The sequence below is a fragment of the Paraburkholderia sp. BCC1876 genome (assembly GCF_902833695.1).
Lineage (GTDB): Bacteria > Pseudomonadota > Gammaproteobacteria > Burkholderiales > Burkholderiaceae > Paraburkholderia.
The window spans coordinates 64677-80317 of sequence record NZ_CADFGI010000015.1 but is presented as its reverse complement, the minus strand read 5'-3'; the positions used below and the strand labels follow the sequence as shown (position 1 = coordinate 80317).

Below are 15641 nucleotides of genomic sequence, written 5' to 3'. Positions count from 1 at the left end.
ATAAAAAATGCAGACCTCACATACCGAGGGCGCGCGCGCCTTCCAGATAGGCAAGCTGGCGGTCGCGGCCATGCTGCTCGCCGGCTGCACCACCGTGCAGACGCCGACCAAGGGCGATCCGCTCGAAGGCCTGAACCGCACGATCTTCACCGTCAACGACAAGCTCGACCAGTACGCGTTGAAGCCGGTCGCCAAGGGCTACGTGTTCATCACGCCGCAGCCGGTGCGCGACAGCGTGACGAACTTCTTCTCGAATATCGGCGACGTCTACATCGCGGCGAACAACCTGCTGCAGTTGAAGATCACCGACGGTGTCGAAGACATCATGCGGATCGTGATCAACACGGTGTTCGGCGTAGGCGGCCTGTTCGACGTGGCGACGCTCGCGAAGCTGCCCAAGCACGACAACGACCTCGGCCTGACGCTCGGCCATTACGGCGTGCCGGCGGGTCCGTACCTCGTGCTGCCGCTGTTCGGACCGAGCACGGTGCGCGACGCGGTTGGCTCGATCGGTAATTACTATGTGAACCCGCTCAGCTACATCCATCCGGATGGGTTGAGCTGGGCGCTGTACGGCATCAACGTGGTCAACACGCGCGCGAATCTGCTGAACGCGAGCGACGTGCTGGAAGGCGCCGCGCTCGACAAGTATTCGTTCGTGCGTAACGCGTATCTGCAACGCCGCCAGTACCTGCTGTCGGACGGCAAGCAGTCGGCGTCACTGCCGAATTACGGCGACGAAGCCCCGCTGCCCAAGTACGACGACGTCGACGGTAGCGCGGCGGCAGCCCCGGCGGGCGCGTCAGGCACGCAGGGTGCTGCTGCAAAAGCGGCCACGGGCACGGCGAACAACGCCGCTGCACCTGAAGCCGCCTCGGGCACTTCCGGAACGCCGCCGCTGGACCTGAACGGTGGTCCGGAAACGACGCAGATTCCGGCCGGCCAACTGGTCCCGCCGTCGCGTTTCAACTTCCCGTCATTCAAATTGCGCTGATCGTGCGGCCGTAACAGTTCGACACGACTCTCGCAGTTTGCGCGTGGATTGCCGCTGAACTCGCGTGTTAATGTCGGCTCAAACGGTTGCACTATTTATAAGGCAAGGCTCGATATGAAAAAATTCTTCCTCATTCCGTTGTTCGCTGCGTTGTTCTCGTTCGCCAGCGCCGGTGCATCGGCACAAACCGTGGACACCAATTCGCCAGACGGCATGATCAAGACGATCACGCAGCAAGTGATCGACGCGGTACGCGCCGACAAGTCGATCCAGCAAGGCGACATCTCGCACATCACCAGGCTGGTCAACGAAAAGATCCTGCCGTACACGGATTTCCACCGCACCACGCAACTGGCCATGGGCCGCAACTGGCGCACGGCTACGCCTGAGCAGCAGGCGCAGATCGTCGAGCAGTTCAAGATGCTGCTGATCCGCACGTACTCGGGCGCACTCGCGCAGGTGCGCGACCAGCAGATCCAGTACAAGCCGTTCCGCATGAGCCCGGACGACACCGACACGGTGGTGCGCTCGGTCGTGATGAACAACGGCTCGCCGATCGAACTCGACTACCGTCTGTACAAGACGCCGCAAGGCTGGCGCGTGTATGACATCAACGTGCTCGGCGCATGGCTGATCCAGGCGTATCAGCAGCAGTTCAACGAGCAGATCCAGCAGAAGGGCGTGGACGGGCTGATCCAGTTCCTCACGCAGCGCAACCAGCAACTCGCCGCGGGCAAGCAGTCGTGAGCGAAGTGCTGAGCCCTGTCGCCAACCGCTTCGACTGCGGCGCGACCCTGACTCACGCGAGCGCGAAAGCCGCGCTCGCGGCGGGTTTGCAGCGCATCGCCGCGGGCGCGACCGGTGTGGATTGCGCGCCCCTCGCGCAGTTCGACTCGTCCGCGCTGGCGGTTCTGCTCGCATGGGAACGTGCGGCGCAAGCGCGCGGCACGCCGTTCGAGATCGTCAATCTGCCGGCTGGTCTCGCCAGCCTCGCGCACGCGTACGGCGTCGATACCCTGTTATCGGCGCGACATTGACGCTCCTATAGCGTCGCGGCCAATCCCCCTGGCCGTCATGGGGCTGCTAATTTTTGCCCTATAATCAACCGTTTTTTGGGGCAGATCCGGTGATCTTTACCGGCCCCAATTCCGTCCCCCCAGCACTTTGCGCCCCCATTCAGGCGCCGCGACGCACGCGGCCCACAGTCATGTCAGCCATAGAAATTCGTAACGTCAAGAAGCGCTACAAGGACTTGCAGGCGCTCAAGGGCGTCAGCCTCACGGTGGAAGAAGGCGAGTTCTTCGGACTGCTCGGTCCGAACGGCGCGGGCAAGACGACGCTGATCAGCATCCTTGCCGGTCTCGCGCGTGCCGATGAAGGCAGCATCGCGGTGCGCGGCCATGACGTCGTCAGCGATTTCCGCGACGCGCGCCGTGCGCTCGGCGTGGTGCCGCAGGAACTCGTGTTCGATCCGTTCTTCACGGTCCGCGAATCGTTGCGGATTCAGTCCGGCTACTACGGGCTGCGCAACAACGACGCGTGGATCGACGAGATCATGGCCAATCTCGATCTCACCGAGAAAGCCGACGTCAACATGCGCGCGCTGTCCGGCGGCATGAAGCGCCGTGTGCTGGTCGCGCAGGCGCTGGTTCACCGGCCGCCGGTGATCGTGCTCGACGAACCGACCGCGGGCGTCGACGTCGAATTGCGCCAGACGCTGTGGAAATTCATCTCGCGCCTGAATCGCGAAGGCCACACCATCGTGCTGACCACGCACTATCTGGAAGAAGCCGAATCGCTGTGCGACCGCATCGCGATGCTGCGGCGCGGCGAGGTGGTCGCGCTCGAGCGCACCAGCGCGCTGCTGCAGCGTTTCGCCGGCATGCAGCTGTTCCTGCGTTTCGCGCAAGGCGTGCTGCCGGCCGAACTGCGCTCGCTCGAGGTGGAAAGCGGCGCGGGCAACGGCAATGGCCGTCAGCATCTGCTGCGCCTTGCAAGCTATGACGACGTCGAGCGGATTCTCGCGCAGTGCCGCGCGGCCGGCTGCACGTTCGAAGAAATCGAGGTCCGCAAGGCCGACCTCGAAGATGTGTTCGTTCAGGTAATGAACGGTCCGGAAGTAATCGAGGGGCTGGCATGAGCGGTTTCCGCACGCTGTTTTACAAAGAGCTTCTGCGGTTCTGGAAGGTGTCGTTTCAGACCGTGCTCGCGCCGGTCATCACCGCGCTGCTGTATCTGACCATTTTCGGCCACGCGTTGCGCGGTCACGTCGAGGTCTATCCGGGCGTCGAATACACGAGTTTTCTGATTCCGGGTCTCGTGATGATGAGCGTGTTGCAAAATGCGTTCGCGAACAGTTCGTCGTCGCTGATCCAGTCGAAGATCACCGGCAACCTGGTGTTCGTGCTGCTGCCGCCGCTCTCGCACTACGAGATGTTCGGCGCCTATGTGCTGGCGGCCGTCGCGCGCGGGCTCGCGGTCGGCTTCGGCGTGTTCATCGTGACGATCTGGTTCGTGCCGGTCAGCTTCAGCGCGCCGCTTTACATCATCGGCTTCGCGATTTTTGGCGCGGCGATTCTCGGCACGCTTGGTCTGATCGCCGGCATCTGGGCCGAGAAATTCGACCAGCTGGCGGCGTTCCAGAACTTCCTGATCATGCCGCTCACGTTCCTGTCGGGCGTGTTTTATTCGACGCATACGCTGCCGCCGCTGTGGCGCGAAGTGTCGCGGCTGAATCCCTTTTTCTACATGATCGACGGCTTTCGCTACGGTTTCTTCGGGATGTCGGATATCAATCCGCTCGAAAGCCTCGCGATCGTTGCCGGTTTCTTTGTGGTGCTGGCCGTGATTGCGATGCGCATGCTCGCTTCCGGCTACAAACTGCGCCACTGACAGGAGCTTCTCTCATGTTGCCGACTCCCGAACAGGTCAAGCAATACATCGCGGCTGGGCTCACTTGCCAGCATCTCGAAGTCGAAGGCGACGGCCAGCATTTTTTTGCGACCATCGTTTCGCCGAGCTTCGAAGGCAAGCGTCTGATCCAGCGCCATCAACTCGTGTATGCGGCGCTCGGCGACCGCATGCGCGAAGAAATCCACGCGCTCAGCATGAAGACGCTGACGCCCGCCGAATGGCAGACCGCGTAATCTGGAAATTTAGTGCGAATTACTCAAGAAGGGCGCGACGCCGGCAGCGGCGCGTCGAACACAGTCAAAGCAGCCCCGGCCAAAGTCCAGGGCAATCAGGAAGTGACAGGCATGGATAAACTCGTCATTGAAGGCGGCTACCCGCTGTCGGGTGAAGTCGTCGTCTCGGGTGCGAAGAATGCGGCGTTGCCGATTCTGTGCGCGGCGTTGCTGACCGCTGAGCCGGTGCATCTGGAGAACGTGCCCGACCTGCAGGACGTGAGCACCATGCTCAAGCTGCTCGGCCAGATGGGCGTGCGCATCGAGAGCAGTGACGGGCGTGTAACGCTGGACGCTTCGCAGGTCGACAACCTCGTCGCGCCGTACGAAATGGTCAAGACCATGCGTGCATCGATTCTCGTGCTCGGTCCGCTGGTGGCGCGCTTCGGCCACGCCCGCGTGTCGCTGCCGGGCGGCTGCGCCATTGGCGCGCGTCCGGTGGATCAGCACATCAAGGGTCTGCAGGCCATGGGCGCCGAGATCGCGATCGAGCATGGCTTCATCGAAGCACGCGCAACGCGCCTGAAGGGTGCGCGGATCGTCACCGACATGATCACCGTGACCGGCACTGAGAATCTGCTGATGGCAGCGGTGCTGGCCGACGGCGAAACGGTGATCGAGAACGCGGCGCGCGAGCCGGAAGTGGTCGATCTCACGAACCTGCTGGTCGCGATGGGCGCGAAGATCGACGGCGTCGGCACCGATCGCCTCGTGATTCAGGGCGTCGAGAAGCTTCACGGCGCGAATCACACGGTGATTCCGGACCGGATCGAAGCCGGCACGTTCCTGTGCGCGGTGGCCGCCGCCGGTGGCGACGTCACGTTGCGCAAGGTGCGTCCGCTGATTCTGGAAGCCGTGACCGAAAAACTGCGCGAAGCAGGCGTCACGATCGACGAAGGCGACGACTGGATGCGCGTGCGCATGGACAAGCGTCCGAGCGCGGTCACGTTCCGCACTTCCGAATACCCGGCGTTCCCGACCGACATGCAAGCGCAGTTCATGGCGCTGAACACGATCGCGGACGGCACCTCGCAGGTCGTCGAAACGATCTTCGAGAACCGCTTCATGCACGTGCAGGAACTGAACCGCCTCGGCGCCAGCATCACGATCGACGGTAATACCGCGCTCGTGACCGGCGTCGACAAGCTGTCCGGCGCGAAGGTCATGGCCACCGACCTGCGCGCGTCCGCGAGTCTCGTGATCGCCGCGCTGCGCGCCGAAGGTGAGACGCTGATCGACCGCATCTATCACCTCGACCGCGGTTACGACCGGATGGAAACCAAACTCACCGCCATCGGCGCGAAGGTGCGCCGTATTTCCGGGAGCCAGGCATGAGCTCGATGCCGCAAACGTCGTCGTCGTCGGCGGTGAGCGCACCGCTCACGCTGGCTTTGTCGAAAGGGCGTATCTTCGAAGAGACGCTGCCGCTGCTCGCGGCGGCCGGCATTGAAGTGACCGAAGACCCGGAAACCTCGCGCAAGCTGATTCTGCCGACGACCGACGCGAACCTGCGCGTGATCGTCGTGCGCGCCACCGACGTGCCGACCTACGTTGAATACGGCGCGGCCGACTTCGGCGTAGCGGGCAAAGACGTGTTGCTCGAACACGGCGGCAGCGGCCTGTATCAGCCGGTCGACCTGGATATTGCGCGTTGCCGCATGTCGGTCGCGGTTGCGGCGGGTTTCGATTATGCGAACGCGGTGCGTCAGGGCGCACGCTTGCGCGTGGCGACCAAGTACGTGGAAACCGCCCGTGAACACTTTGCCGCCAAGGGCGTGCACGTCGACCTGATCAAGCTGTACGGTTCGATGGAGCTGGCGCCGCTGGTTGGCCTGGCCGATGCGATTGTCGACCTGGTGAGCTCGGGCAATACCTTGCGCGCCAACAATCTTGTCGAGGTGGAGGAGATCATGCAGATTTCGTCGCGCCTCGTGGTGAACCAGGCCGCGCTGAAGTTGAAGCGCGCCGCGTTGCGGCCGATTCTCGACGCGTTCGAACGCGCGACGAAAGCCGGCTGAGCACCGCCGCTCGTGCCCGATAGTGCCCGTGTGACCACGCCCTGAAGCGCGCCTTACCGAAACGGATACCCGTATGTCTATCAAGATTCGCAAACTCGATTCCACCGCACCCGACTTCCAGAAGTCGTTGCACGCGGTGCTCGCGTTCGAGGCGAGCGAAGACGAAGCAATCGAGCGCTCGGTCGCGCAGATTCTGAACGACGTGAAGGCGCGCGGCGACGCGGCGGTGCTCGAGTACACGCAGCGCTTCGACCGGCTCGAAGCGAAGAGCGTCGGCGCGCTCGAATTGCCGATGTCCGAGCTGGAAGCCGCGCTCGAAAGTCTCGAGCCGAAGCGCCGCGCGGCGCTCGAAGCGGCGGCGGCGCGCGTGCGCGGCTACCACGAGAAGCAGAAGATCGAATGCGGCAGCCATAGCTGGCAGTACACGGAAGCCGACGGCACGGTGCTAGGCCAGAAGGTCACGCCGCTCGATCGCGCGGGGATTTACGTGCCGGGCGGCAAGGCGGCGTATCCGTCGTCGGTGTTGATGAACGCGATTCCGGCGCGGGTGGCCGGCGTGCGCGAAATCGTCATGGTCGTGCCCACGCCGGACGGCGTGAAGAATCCGCTGGTGCTGGCGGCCGCGTTGCTGGGCGGCGTGGACCGCGTGTTCACGATCGGCGGCGCGCAGGCCGTAGGCGCGTTGGCCTACGGTACGGAAACGGTGCCCGCGGTCGACAAGATCTGCGGTCCGGGCAACGCGTATGTCGCGTCGGCCAAACGTCGCGTGTTTGGCACCGTCGGCATCGACATGATCGCCGGGCCGTCGGAAATTCTCGTGCTGTGCGACGGCACCACCGACCCGCGTTGGGTCGCCATGGACCTGTTCTCGCAAGCCGAGCACGACGAACTCGCGCAATCCATTTTGCTGTGTCCAGACGACGCGTTCATCAACCGCGTGCACGACGCGATCAACGAACTCCTGCCGACCATGCCGCGCCGCGACGTGATTCTGGCGTCGCTCGAAGGACGCGGCGCGCTGATCAAGGTGCGCGACATGGCCGAAGCCTGCGCGATCGCCAACGACATCGCGCCGGAGCACCTCGAAATCTCCGCGCTGGAGCCGCATCAGTGGGGCCAACTGATCCGCCATGCCGGCGCGATCTTCCTCGGCCGCTACACGAGCGAAAGTCTCGGCGACTACTGCGCGGGCCCGAATCACGTGCTGCCTACGTCGCGCACCGCACGGTTCTCGTCGCCGCTGGGCGTCTATGATTTCTTCAAGCGTTCGAGCGTGATCGAAGTCAGCGCGGAAGGTGCGCAGACGCTCGGCGAGATCGCCGCCGAACTCGCTTACGGCGAAGGCCTGCAGGCCCATGCCCGCAGCGCCGAATACCGGATGCGGCAAAACAACGACCGCGGCTGAGTCAGGCAGAGCAGGGCAGCGCGCGGCGAAACGGCTGAGCGCAACGAGGAAGCGGGCATTGCATCGAGCGGATGCCCGCGAACTTCGGCGACAGATTTCAACTGTTTTCCCGTTCAATCAAGACAACCCAGACCGGCCTGAGGCAGCCCGCGTGCCGCCGACACCAGGCCGGAGACCTTCCCGCGACCGGTCCACTGTCCACAGATCTATGACGACACCTCAAGACATCATCCGCCGCGACGTGCTCGCCATGACGAGCTATCCGGTCTCGGACGCCACGGGCTTCATCAAGCTCGACGCGATGGAAAACCCGTTCCTGCTGCCGCCTGCTCTGGCCGCGAAGCTGGGCGAACATCTGGCGGCGGTGGCGTTGAACCGTTATCCGGCACCGCGTCCGGAAGCGCTGATCGACAAGATCAAGCGCGTGATGGGCGTGCCGGCCGGTTGCGACGTGTTGCTCGGCAATGGTTCGGACGAGATCATCGCGATGGTGTCGATTGCGTGCGCGCAGCCGGGCGCCAAAGTGCTCGCGCCGATGCCGGGTTTCGTGATGTATCAGATGTCGGCGAAGCTGGCGAATCTGGAGTTCGTCGGCGTGCCGCTGAACGCGGATTTCACGCTCGACGTTGAAGCCATGCTCGCGGCGATCGCCGAGCATCAGCCGGCGATCGTCTATCTGGCGTACCCGAACAACCCGACCGGCACGATGTTCGACGACGCCGACATGGAGCGGATCATCGCCGCGGCGAGCAAGAGCCTCGTGGTGATCGACGAGGCGTATCAGCCGTTCGCGCAGCAAAGCTGGCTACCGCGCGCGGGTTCGTACGACAACGTCGTCGTGATGCGCACGGTGTCCAAGCTCGGTCTGGCCGGCATCCGCCTCGGCTATCTGGTCGGCAAGGCTGCATGGCTGACCGAATTCGACAAGGTGCGGCCGCCGTACAACACCAACGTGCTCACGCAGGCCGCCGCCGATTTCCTGCTCGACCATATCGAAGTGCTCGACGCGCAAGCCGCGCTGCTGCGCGAAGAGCGTACGAACCTCGCGCAGGCCGTAGCGGCACTGCCGGGCGCCGAAGTGTTCCCGAGCGCTGGCAACTTCCTGCTGGTGCGCGTGCCCGACGCGTCGGTTCTGTTCGAAACGCTGCTGACAGCGCGGGTTTTGATCAAAAACGTGAGTAAAATGCATCCATTGCTGGCGAATTGCGTGCGTTTGACCGTCGGTTCCGCGGAAGAAAATGCGCAATTGATCGCCGCACTGAAACTCGTGCTGCACTGAACCGCGCGCCGAATGGCCGCTTCCCCCTCCCACCTACCCATCGCTTTCTAGCTCGATTCGAGGAATTACCATGCGCCTTGCGGAAGTCGTTCGCAACACCAGCGAAACGCAGATCCGTGTGAAGATCAATCTGGACGGCACCGGTCAGCAAAAGCTGGCCACCGGTGTGCCGTTTCTGGACCACATGCTCGACCAGATCGCACGGCATGGATTGTTCGACCTCGACATTGAAGCGCATGGCGACCTGCAGATCGACGACCACCACACGGTGGAAGACGTCGGCATCACGCTCGGCCAGGCCGTCGCCAAGGCGATCGGCGATCGCAAGGGCATCGTTCGCTACGGTCATTCTTACGTGCCGCTCGACGAAGCGCTGTCGCGCGTCGTGATCGATTTTTCCGGCCGTCCGGGCCTCGAATTCCACGTGCCGTTCACGCGCGCACGGATCGGTACGTTCGACGTCGATCTGTCGATCGAGTTTTTCCGCGGCTTCGTGAATCATGCTGGCGTCACGCTGCATATCGACAATCTGCGCGGCTTGAACGCCCATCATCAGATGGAAACGGTGTTCAAGGCGTTCGGACGTGCGTTGCGCATGGCCACCGAAATGGATGCACGCGCGGCGGGGCAGATTCCGTCGACCAAGGGCAGCCTTTAAGCGACTCAACTACCAGGACCGGAAGCAGCGCCGCATGGCGCTTGCGCCCCGTGTGCAATGGACATTCTGAAGTCGTTTATCTCGCTGCTGGCGCTGATCAATCCGGTCGGCGCCATCCCGTTCTTTCTGAGTTTGACGACGCATCAGAGCGACGTCGAGCGGCGTAGGACCATCCGCATTGCGGCGATTTCGGTGTTCTGCGTGATTGCGGTGACCACGCTGCTCGGGCAACAGATCATCGGCTTCTTTGGCATTTCGGTCGGCTCGCTCGAAGTGGGCGGCGGGATCATCATGCTGCTGATGGCGATCAACATGCTGAACGCGCAGATCGGCAACAGCCGGTCGACGCCGGAAGAGCGTCACGAAGCCGAGCAGAAGGACAACATCGCGGTCGTGCCGTTGGCGATCCCGCTGTTGACCGGGCCGGGTGCGATCAGCACCACGATCATTTACGCGGCCGGTTCGGCGCACTGGTACGACCGGCTCAGCCTCATTGCGATCGGCGCGGTATTGGCGACGATCTGCTTTTTTTCGCTGCGTTTGGCCGAACCGATTGCCCGCTGGGTCGGTCGCACAGGTATCAATATCGGCACGCGGCTCATGGGTTTGATGTTATCGGCGCTGGCGGTGGAATTCATCGTCGATGGATTGAAGGCATTGCTGCCTAACTTGAAATGAAAACTTCGATAGCGATTGTGGATTACGGCATGGGCAACCTGCGTTCGGTGGCCCAGGCATTGCGCAAAGCGGCGCCGGAAGCGGACGTGGCGATCGTCGACCAGCCGGACGCGATCCGCGCGGCCGACCGTGTCGTGCTGCCCGGCCAGGGCGCGATGCCCGACTGTATGCGCAGCCTCGGCGAGTCCGGCTTGCAGGAAGCGGTGCTTGAAGCGTCGCGCAGCAAGCCGCTGATGGGCGTGTGTATCGGCGAGCAGATGCTGTTCGACTGGAGCGCCGAGGGCGATACGCGCGGCCTCGGCCTGTTGCCGGGCAAGGTGCTGCGTTTCGACCTGGCCGGCCAGATGCAGGACGACGGCTCGCGCTTCAAGGTCCCGCAAATGGGCTGGAACCGCGTGCGTCAGGCGCAACCGCATCCGCTGTGGGACGGCGTGGCCGACAACGCCTTTTTCTATTTCGTGCATAGCTACTATGTTGTGCCCGACAATGCCGCCCATACAACCGGCGAAACGGTGTACGGTGTGCCCTTTACCTCGGCGGTGGCGCGGGATAACATCTTCGCGACCCAATTCCACCCGGAAAAGAGCGCCGAAGCGGGGCTGCGTGTGTATCGCAACTTCGTGCACTGGAACCCGTGAGCGCCTTTCTTCATCCTGTTGCCGTGCGCCGTTCCGCCACAAGCGGGGCGTGCGCCGCGCGCCACGACCGTAACACCCAGACCCTGCTGCCGAACGGCGCTCGGCTGGAGCGTCGAAAGAGTTGTACTAAACTAGCGAAACGGCGTTCGGGCGGGCTGGCTCTCCAGCCGCTGCCGCCGACCATCAACCCCTTCCCAGACAACACCCGATTGCTATGCTGCTGATTCCCGCCATCGACCTGAAAGATGGTCACTGTGTACGCCTCAAGCAGGGCGATATGGACCAGGCGACAATTTTCTCCGAGGAACCGGCGGCGATGGCCCGACATTGGGTCGACCGCGGCGCCCGGCGTCTGCACCTCGTCGACCTGAATGGCGCGTTCGCCGGCAAGCCGAAGAATGAAGACGCGATCCGCGCGATCATCGAGGAAGTGGGCGGCGCGATTCCCGTGCAACTGGGCGGCGGCATCCGCGACCTGAACACGATCGAACGCTATCTCGACGACGGCTTGTCGTACGTGATCATCGGCACGGCGGCGGTGAAGAATCCGGGCTTTCTGCAGGACGCCTGCACGGCGTTCGGCGGTCATATCATCGTCGGCCTGGACGCGAAAGACGGCAAGGTCGCAACCGACGGCTGGAGCAAGCTGACCGGCCACGAAGTCGCCGATCTCGCGCGCAAGTTTGAGGATTACGGCTGCGAATCGATCATCTACACCGACATCGGCCGCGACGGCATGCTGCAAGGCATCAACATCGAAGCGACGGTGCGCCTTGCGCGCGCGGTGAAGATTCCGGTGATCGCGAGCGGCGGGCTGTCGAACCTCGCGGACATCGAGTCGCTGTGCGAAGTCGAGGACGAAGGCATTGAAGGCGTGATCTGCGGCCGGGCGATCTACTCGGGCGATCTCGACTTCACGGCCGCACAGACGCTCGCGGACCGGCTGCGCGAATCGGACGACGCTTAAGTAAGCTTAAGACGGCTTCGGGACTTCGGGCACGCGCCCTGGTTCACGCTTCGTCGGGCGCGAATTTCGGATGAGTGCCTCGGTCAGGCGTTGCCGGCAGCGGATCGTCGGCGTCTGACGCTGTCGTGGCGGCGCCGTTCACAGCGTGCGCCGTCATGCCGTCCGCATACGACACACCGGCGGCGCGGCTCGCCGCAACCGGCCGCGCCGGCCCTGCGCCGCTCGCCCACGCGAGCGGCCTCATCAGCGGTATTGGCAGAATTGCACGATCATGGCTCTAGCTAAACGCATCATCCCCTGTCTCGACGTCACGGCTGGCCGCGTGGTCAAGGGCGTCAACTTCCTCGAACTGCGCGATGCCGGCGATCCGGTCGAAATCGCCCGCCGCTACGACGATCAGGGCGCCGACGAACTCACCTTCCTCGACATCACCGCGACCTCCGATCAGCGCGATCTGATCCTGCCGATCATCGAAGCGGTCGCCTCGCAAGTGTTCATTCCGCTGACGGTCGGCGGCGGCGTGCGCGCCGTCGAAGACGTGCGGCGTCTGCTGAACGCGGGCGCGGACAAGATCAGCATGAACTCGTCGGCGGTGGCGAATCCGCAACTCGTGAAAGACGCGACGGATAAATACGGCTCGCAATGCATCGTCGTCGCGATCGACGCGAAGCGCGTTTCCGCGGACGGCGAAACGCCGCGCTGGGAAGTCTTCACGCACGGCGGGCGCAAGGCCACGGGCCTCGAAGCGGTCGAATGGGCACGCAAGATCGCCGAACTCGGCGCCGGCGAAATCCTGCTGACCAGCATGGACCGCGACGGCACCAAGAGCGGCTTCGACCTCGCGCTCACGCGCGCAGTGTCGGACGCGGTGCCGATTCCCGTGATCGCGTCGGGCGGCGTGGGCAACCTGCAGCATCTGGCAGACGGCATTAAAGACGGTCACGCGGATGCGGTGCTGGCCGCCAGCATCTTCCACTATGGCGAGCACACGGTCGGCGAGGCCAAGCGCTTCATGGCCGAACAAGGCATTTCGGTGAGGTTGTAACGTGGTGAATCCAACGGCCGTGACCTGGCTCGACAAGGTCAAGTGGGACGCGAACGGCCTCGTGCCGGTGATCGCGCAGGAAGCGTCGACGAACGACGTGCTGATGTTCGCGTGGATGAACCGCGACGCGCTGGCGAAAACCATCGAAACGAATCGCGCGGTGTATTTCTCGCGCTCGCGTCAGCGGCTGTGGTTCAAGGGCGAAGAGTCCGGCCACGTGCAGCACGTGCATGAAGTGCGGCTCGATTGCGACGAAGACGTCGTGCTGCTGAAGGTGGAGCAGGTGTCGGGCATTGCCTGCCACACCGGCCGTCACTCGTGCTTTTTCCAGAAATTCGAAGGCTCGGTGGACGACGGCGACTGGCTTGCCGTCGATCCCGTGCTGAAAGACCCCGAACACATCTACAAATGACGCAATCCACGCCCACCTCTGAATCCGCCTCGTCCACCACCGACACGCTGATGCGCCTCGCGGCGATCATCGACAGCCGCAAGGGCGGCGATCCGGACGTCTCGTACGTGTCGCGCCTGTTCCACAAGGGCGACGACGCGATCCTCAAGAAGATCGGCGAAGAAGCCACCGAAGTCGTGCTGGCGGCCAAAGACACGCGCCACGGCGGCGCGCCGAAGGAACTGGTCGGCGAAGTCGCGGATCTGTGGTTTCACTGCCTCGTGATGCTGTCGCACTTCGAGTTGAGCCCGGCGGACGTGCTCGCCGAACTCGAGCGCCGCGAAGGCCTGTCGGGCATCGAGGAAAAGGCGCTGCGCAAAAGCCGCGAGCGCGAGCAGAACGGCGACTGAGTGCCGCGAGCGTCGCCTCGCCTTGAATTGGCGAGCGACGGCGCTCATATGGCATTGAGTACATCGATCGCATCCACGGGAGGACGCCAGCATGGAACAGTCGCACGAAAGCTACCCGCCGCCGGTCTATCGCAACGCCATCGAGCCGGAACGCGAACGCAGCCTGCGCACGCTCACGCACATTCTGTACGCGCTGTACGCGGTGCATTGGCTCACGGGCGGCGTGTCGATCCTGGTCGCGATCATCATCAATTACATCAAGCGGGCCGACGTGGCGGGCACGCCGTACGAAGCCCACTTCGAATGGCAGATCCGTTCGTTCTGGGCGGCGTTGGTGGGTTATGCGATTGGCGGCGTGCTGCTGTTCGTGCTGGTCGGCATTCCGATCCTCTGGGCCGTCAGCATCTGGATGTTGTACCGTATTATCAAGGGCTGGCTGTATCTGTACGATAACAAGCCGTTCGCGAATCCGCGTAGCTGGGTCTGAGCGTCGTCCGATCATGGGTCGGACCTGAGTTCAGCCGCCCGCCGCGTGGCGTTTCGCGCTCCAGCCCTACTGCGTCAGGAATACGATGAGTCACGACCCGAACTGCCTTTTCTGCAAGATCGCCGCCGGCGAAATTCCGTCGACCAAAGTCCACGAAGACGAAGAGTTCCTGGCCTTCCGCGACATCCGTCCGGCGGCCGAAACGCATGTGCTGGTGATTCCGCGCAAACACATCCCGACCCTGTCGAATTGCACCGAAAACGATGCACCGCTGCTTGGTAGAATGCTTGTCTTGGTGGCGCGTCTGGCCGACCAGTTGGGCGTGGCGTACAGCGGCGGCGAGACGGGTTTTCGCACGGTGATCAACACTGGGCCGGGCGGCGGGCAAGAGGTGTATCACCTGCACGCGCACATTCTTGCGGGGCCGCGTCCGTGGCAACGCATGGGCTGATAGCGTGGCCGCGGTCTTTTACGGCATTGTAATAACGCCGACGCGGTCGGCCGGTCACAATGCCGTTCGCTGGTTGTGGCGGTGCAGCAGTGGTGCCGCCAGTTGAATCGGAACGGCTTGCGGTAACGTATAGATGAAGCGGCAGCGCTTCGAGTCACGCCGTAAGGCGCAAGAGTTTTGCCGCTCACTGGGCGGCGTCGGGGTTAAGGAGAGTAGTCATGGGTTCGTTTAGCATTTGGCATTGGCTCATCGTGTTGCTGATTGTGGCGCTCGTGTTCGGCACGAAGAAGCTGCGCAATATCGGCGGCGATCTGGGTGGCGCGGTGAAGGGCTTCAAGGAAGGCATGAAAGAAGCCGAAACGCCCGCAGGCGAAGCGCAGCAGCGCGAGCTGCCGCGCAACGGCGCCGTGGATGTGGAAGCGAAGGAAAAAGCGCCGCGTTCCGGCGATTACCGCTAAGCCGCGGCTTACCCGCGTTACTGACGGACATTCCACTTCATGCTGGACCTCGGTCTAACCAAGATGGCGCTGATCGGCGTCGTCGCGCTGGTCGTACTCGGGCCTGAGCGCCTGCCACGCGTCGCCCGCACGGCCGGCGCGCTGTTCGGCCGCGCGCAGCGGTATATCAACGACGTCAAGGCTGAAGTCACCCGCGAAATCGAACTCGACGAACTGCGTCGCATGAAAACCGAGTTCGAAGCGGCGGCGAGCAATGTCGAAACGTCCGTTCAGGACAATCTGCGCAAGCACGAAACCGAACTGAACGACGCGTGGAACAGCGGCTCGTCGGTGTCGCCGAGCATTGCCGGCGGCGCGCTCGAAGACGTCGGCACGACGTCGTGGCCCAGCAGTACGCCGCCCGCCGGTCCGAAGCGTAAGAACTGGCGCGTCAAGCAGGGGGCCATGCCCACCTGGTACAAGCGCGCCACCGTGCGCCGTACGCGCGTGCAGTCGGGCGCGGCGCGCGTCGCGCGTCATACGCCGGCCACCATGCGTCGTCAGACGCGGTTCTTCTGATGATCAGAACGACAATCTC

At 63.4% G+C, this 15641-nt stretch carries 22 protein-coding genes; 21 read left to right on the top strand and 1 reads right to left on the bottom strand.

Annotation, left to right across the window (positions count from 1 at the left end):
• The first annotated feature begins 7 nt into the window (after window positions 1–7).
• The 14 genes from HWY05_RS34640 to hisA all read left to right on the top strand — a co-directional run bounded on the left by HWY05_RS34640 (window position 8) and on the right by hisA (window position 11822).
• Window positions 8–994: a VacJ family lipoprotein gene (locus HWY05_RS34640; protein ID WP_035554847.1), complete on the top strand. Its 987-nt coding sequence runs from the start codon at window positions 8–10 to the stop codon at window positions 992–994.
• Between the two features lie 114 nt (window positions 995–1108).
• Window positions 1109–1741 carry an ABC transporter substrate-binding protein gene (locus HWY05_RS34635; RefSeq protein ID WP_035554849.1) on the top strand — a complete coding sequence of 211 codons (633 nt, stop codon included), beginning with the start codon at window positions 1109–1111 and terminating at the stop codon, window positions 1739–1741.
• Window positions 1738–2031, top strand: coding sequence for an STAS domain-containing protein (locus HWY05_RS34630; protein WP_176061163.1), 294 nt, complete (start codon window positions 1738–1740; stop codon window positions 2029–2031). The genes HWY05_RS34635 and HWY05_RS34630 overlap by 4 nt, the downstream gene beginning before the upstream one ends.
• Window positions 2032–2201: 170 nt before the next feature.
• Window positions 2202–3134, top strand: coding sequence for an ABC transporter ATP-binding protein (locus HWY05_RS34625; protein WP_176061162.1), 933 nt, complete (start codon window positions 2202–2204; stop codon window positions 3132–3134).
• On the top strand, window positions 3131–3886 hold the full coding sequence (locus HWY05_RS34620) for an ABC transporter permease (RefSeq protein WP_035554858.1): 756 nt from the start codon (window positions 3131–3133) through the stop codon (window positions 3884–3886). Before HWY05_RS34625 ends, HWY05_RS34620 begins: the two co-directional genes overlap by 4 nt.
• Window positions 3887–3900: 14 nt before the next feature.
• Complete coding sequence (locus HWY05_RS34615; protein WP_035554861.1) at window positions 3901–4140, top strand: BolA family protein; 240 nt, start codon at window positions 3901–3903, stop codon at window positions 4138–4140.
• A 111-nt stretch (window positions 4141–4251) separates the two neighbouring features.
• Window positions 4252–5514 carry a UDP-N-acetylglucosamine 1-carboxyvinyltransferase gene (gene murA / locus HWY05_RS34610; protein ID WP_035554863.1) on the top strand — a complete coding sequence of 421 codons (1263 nt, stop codon included), beginning with the start codon at window positions 4252–4254 and terminating at the stop codon, window positions 5512–5514.
• Window positions 5511–6197: an ATP phosphoribosyltransferase gene (hisG, locus tag HWY05_RS34605; RefSeq protein WP_035554867.1), complete on the top strand. Its 687-nt coding sequence runs from the start codon at window positions 5511–5513 to the stop codon at window positions 6195–6197. Before murA ends, hisG begins: the two co-directional genes overlap by 4 nt.
• A gap of 73 nt (window positions 6198–6270) precedes the next feature.
• Complete coding sequence (gene hisD, locus HWY05_RS34600; RefSeq protein ID WP_035554870.1) at window positions 6271–7602, top strand: histidinol dehydrogenase; 1332 nt, start codon at window positions 6271–6273, stop codon at window positions 7600–7602.
• 208 nt (window positions 7603–7810) lie between these two features.
• Window positions 7811–8881: a histidinol-phosphate transaminase gene (hisC, locus tag HWY05_RS34595; protein ID WP_176061161.1), complete on the top strand. Its 1071-nt coding sequence runs from the start codon at window positions 7811–7813 to the stop codon at window positions 8879–8881.
• A gap of 70 nt (window positions 8882–8951) precedes the next feature.
• Window positions 8952–9539, top strand: coding sequence for an imidazoleglycerol-phosphate dehydratase HisB (hisB, locus tag HWY05_RS34590; RefSeq protein ID WP_035554877.1), 588 nt, complete (start codon window positions 8952–8954; stop codon window positions 9537–9539).
• 57 nt (window positions 9540–9596) lie between these two features.
• Window positions 9597–10217: a MarC family protein gene (locus HWY05_RS34585; protein ID WP_035554879.1), complete on the top strand. Its 621-nt coding sequence runs from the start codon at window positions 9597–9599 to the stop codon at window positions 10215–10217.
• Window positions 10214–10855 carry an imidazole glycerol phosphate synthase subunit HisH gene (hisH, locus tag HWY05_RS34580; protein WP_035554882.1) on the top strand — a complete coding sequence of 214 codons (642 nt, stop codon included), beginning with the start codon at window positions 10214–10216 and terminating at the stop codon, window positions 10853–10855. Before HWY05_RS34585 ends, hisH begins: the two co-directional genes overlap by 4 nt.
• A 214-nt stretch (window positions 10856–11069) precedes the next feature.
• The gene (gene hisA, locus HWY05_RS34575) at window positions 11070–11822 is read left to right on the top strand and encodes a 1-(5-phosphoribosyl)-5-[(5-phosphoribosylamino)methylideneamino]imidazole-4-carboxamide isomerase (protein ID WP_035554885.1); all 753 of its coding nucleotides are present in this window, start codon (window positions 11070–11072) and stop codon (window positions 11820–11822) included.
• A gap of 43 nt (window positions 11823–11865) precedes the next feature.
• Here hisA and HWY05_RS34570 read toward each other — a convergent pair whose 3' ends face one another.
• Window positions 11866–12066 carry a hypothetical protein gene (locus HWY05_RS34570; protein ID WP_176061160.1) on the bottom strand — a complete coding sequence of 67 codons (201 nt, stop codon included), beginning with the start codon at window positions 12064–12066 and terminating at the stop codon, window positions 11866–11868.
• A gap of 27 nt (window positions 12067–12093) precedes the next feature.
• Here HWY05_RS34570 and hisF point away from each other — a divergent pair, with 27 nt between their 5' ends.
• The 7 genes from hisF to tatB all read left to right on the top strand — a co-directional run bounded on the left by hisF (window position 12094) and on the right by tatB (window position 15622).
• A complete protein-coding gene (hisF, locus tag HWY05_RS34565) occupies window positions 12094–12867 on the top strand; it encodes an imidazole glycerol phosphate synthase subunit HisF (protein WP_035554890.1) in 774 nt (257 codons plus the stop codon).
• Window position 12868: 1 nt separating this feature from the next.
• Window positions 12869–13279, top strand: coding sequence for a phosphoribosyl-AMP cyclohydrolase (gene hisI / locus HWY05_RS34560; RefSeq protein ID WP_176061159.1), 411 nt, complete (start codon window positions 12869–12871; stop codon window positions 13277–13279).
• Entirely contained in the window at window positions 13276–13668 is a 393-nt protein-coding gene (locus HWY05_RS34555) for a phosphoribosyl-ATP diphosphatase (RefSeq protein ID WP_176061158.1), read from the top strand. The genes hisI and HWY05_RS34555 overlap by 4 nt, the downstream gene beginning before the upstream one ends.
• Window positions 13669–13759: 91 nt before the next feature.
• Window positions 13760–14155, top strand: a complete 396-nt coding sequence (locus HWY05_RS34550; RefSeq protein ID WP_035554891.1) for a membrane protein — start codon at window positions 13760–13762, stop codon at window positions 14153–14155.
• Window positions 14156–14240: 85 nt separating this feature from the next.
• Window positions 14241–14606 (top strand): histidine triad nucleotide-binding protein, encoded by a 366-nt coding sequence (locus tag HWY05_RS34545; RefSeq protein ID WP_035554894.1) that lies wholly within the window; start codon window positions 14241–14243, stop codon window positions 14604–14606.
• A 218-nt stretch (window positions 14607–14824) separates the two neighbouring features.
• Window positions 14825–15064: a Sec-independent protein translocase subunit TatA gene (gene tatA, locus HWY05_RS34540; RefSeq protein WP_035554898.1), complete on the top strand. Its 240-nt coding sequence runs from the start codon at window positions 14825–14827 to the stop codon at window positions 15062–15064.
• Between the two features lie 39 nt (window positions 15065–15103).
• Entirely contained in the window at window positions 15104–15622 is a 519-nt protein-coding gene (gene tatB / locus HWY05_RS34535; protein WP_176061157.1) for a Sec-independent protein translocase protein TatB, read from the top strand.
• Window positions 15623–15641: the final 19 nt, after the last annotated feature.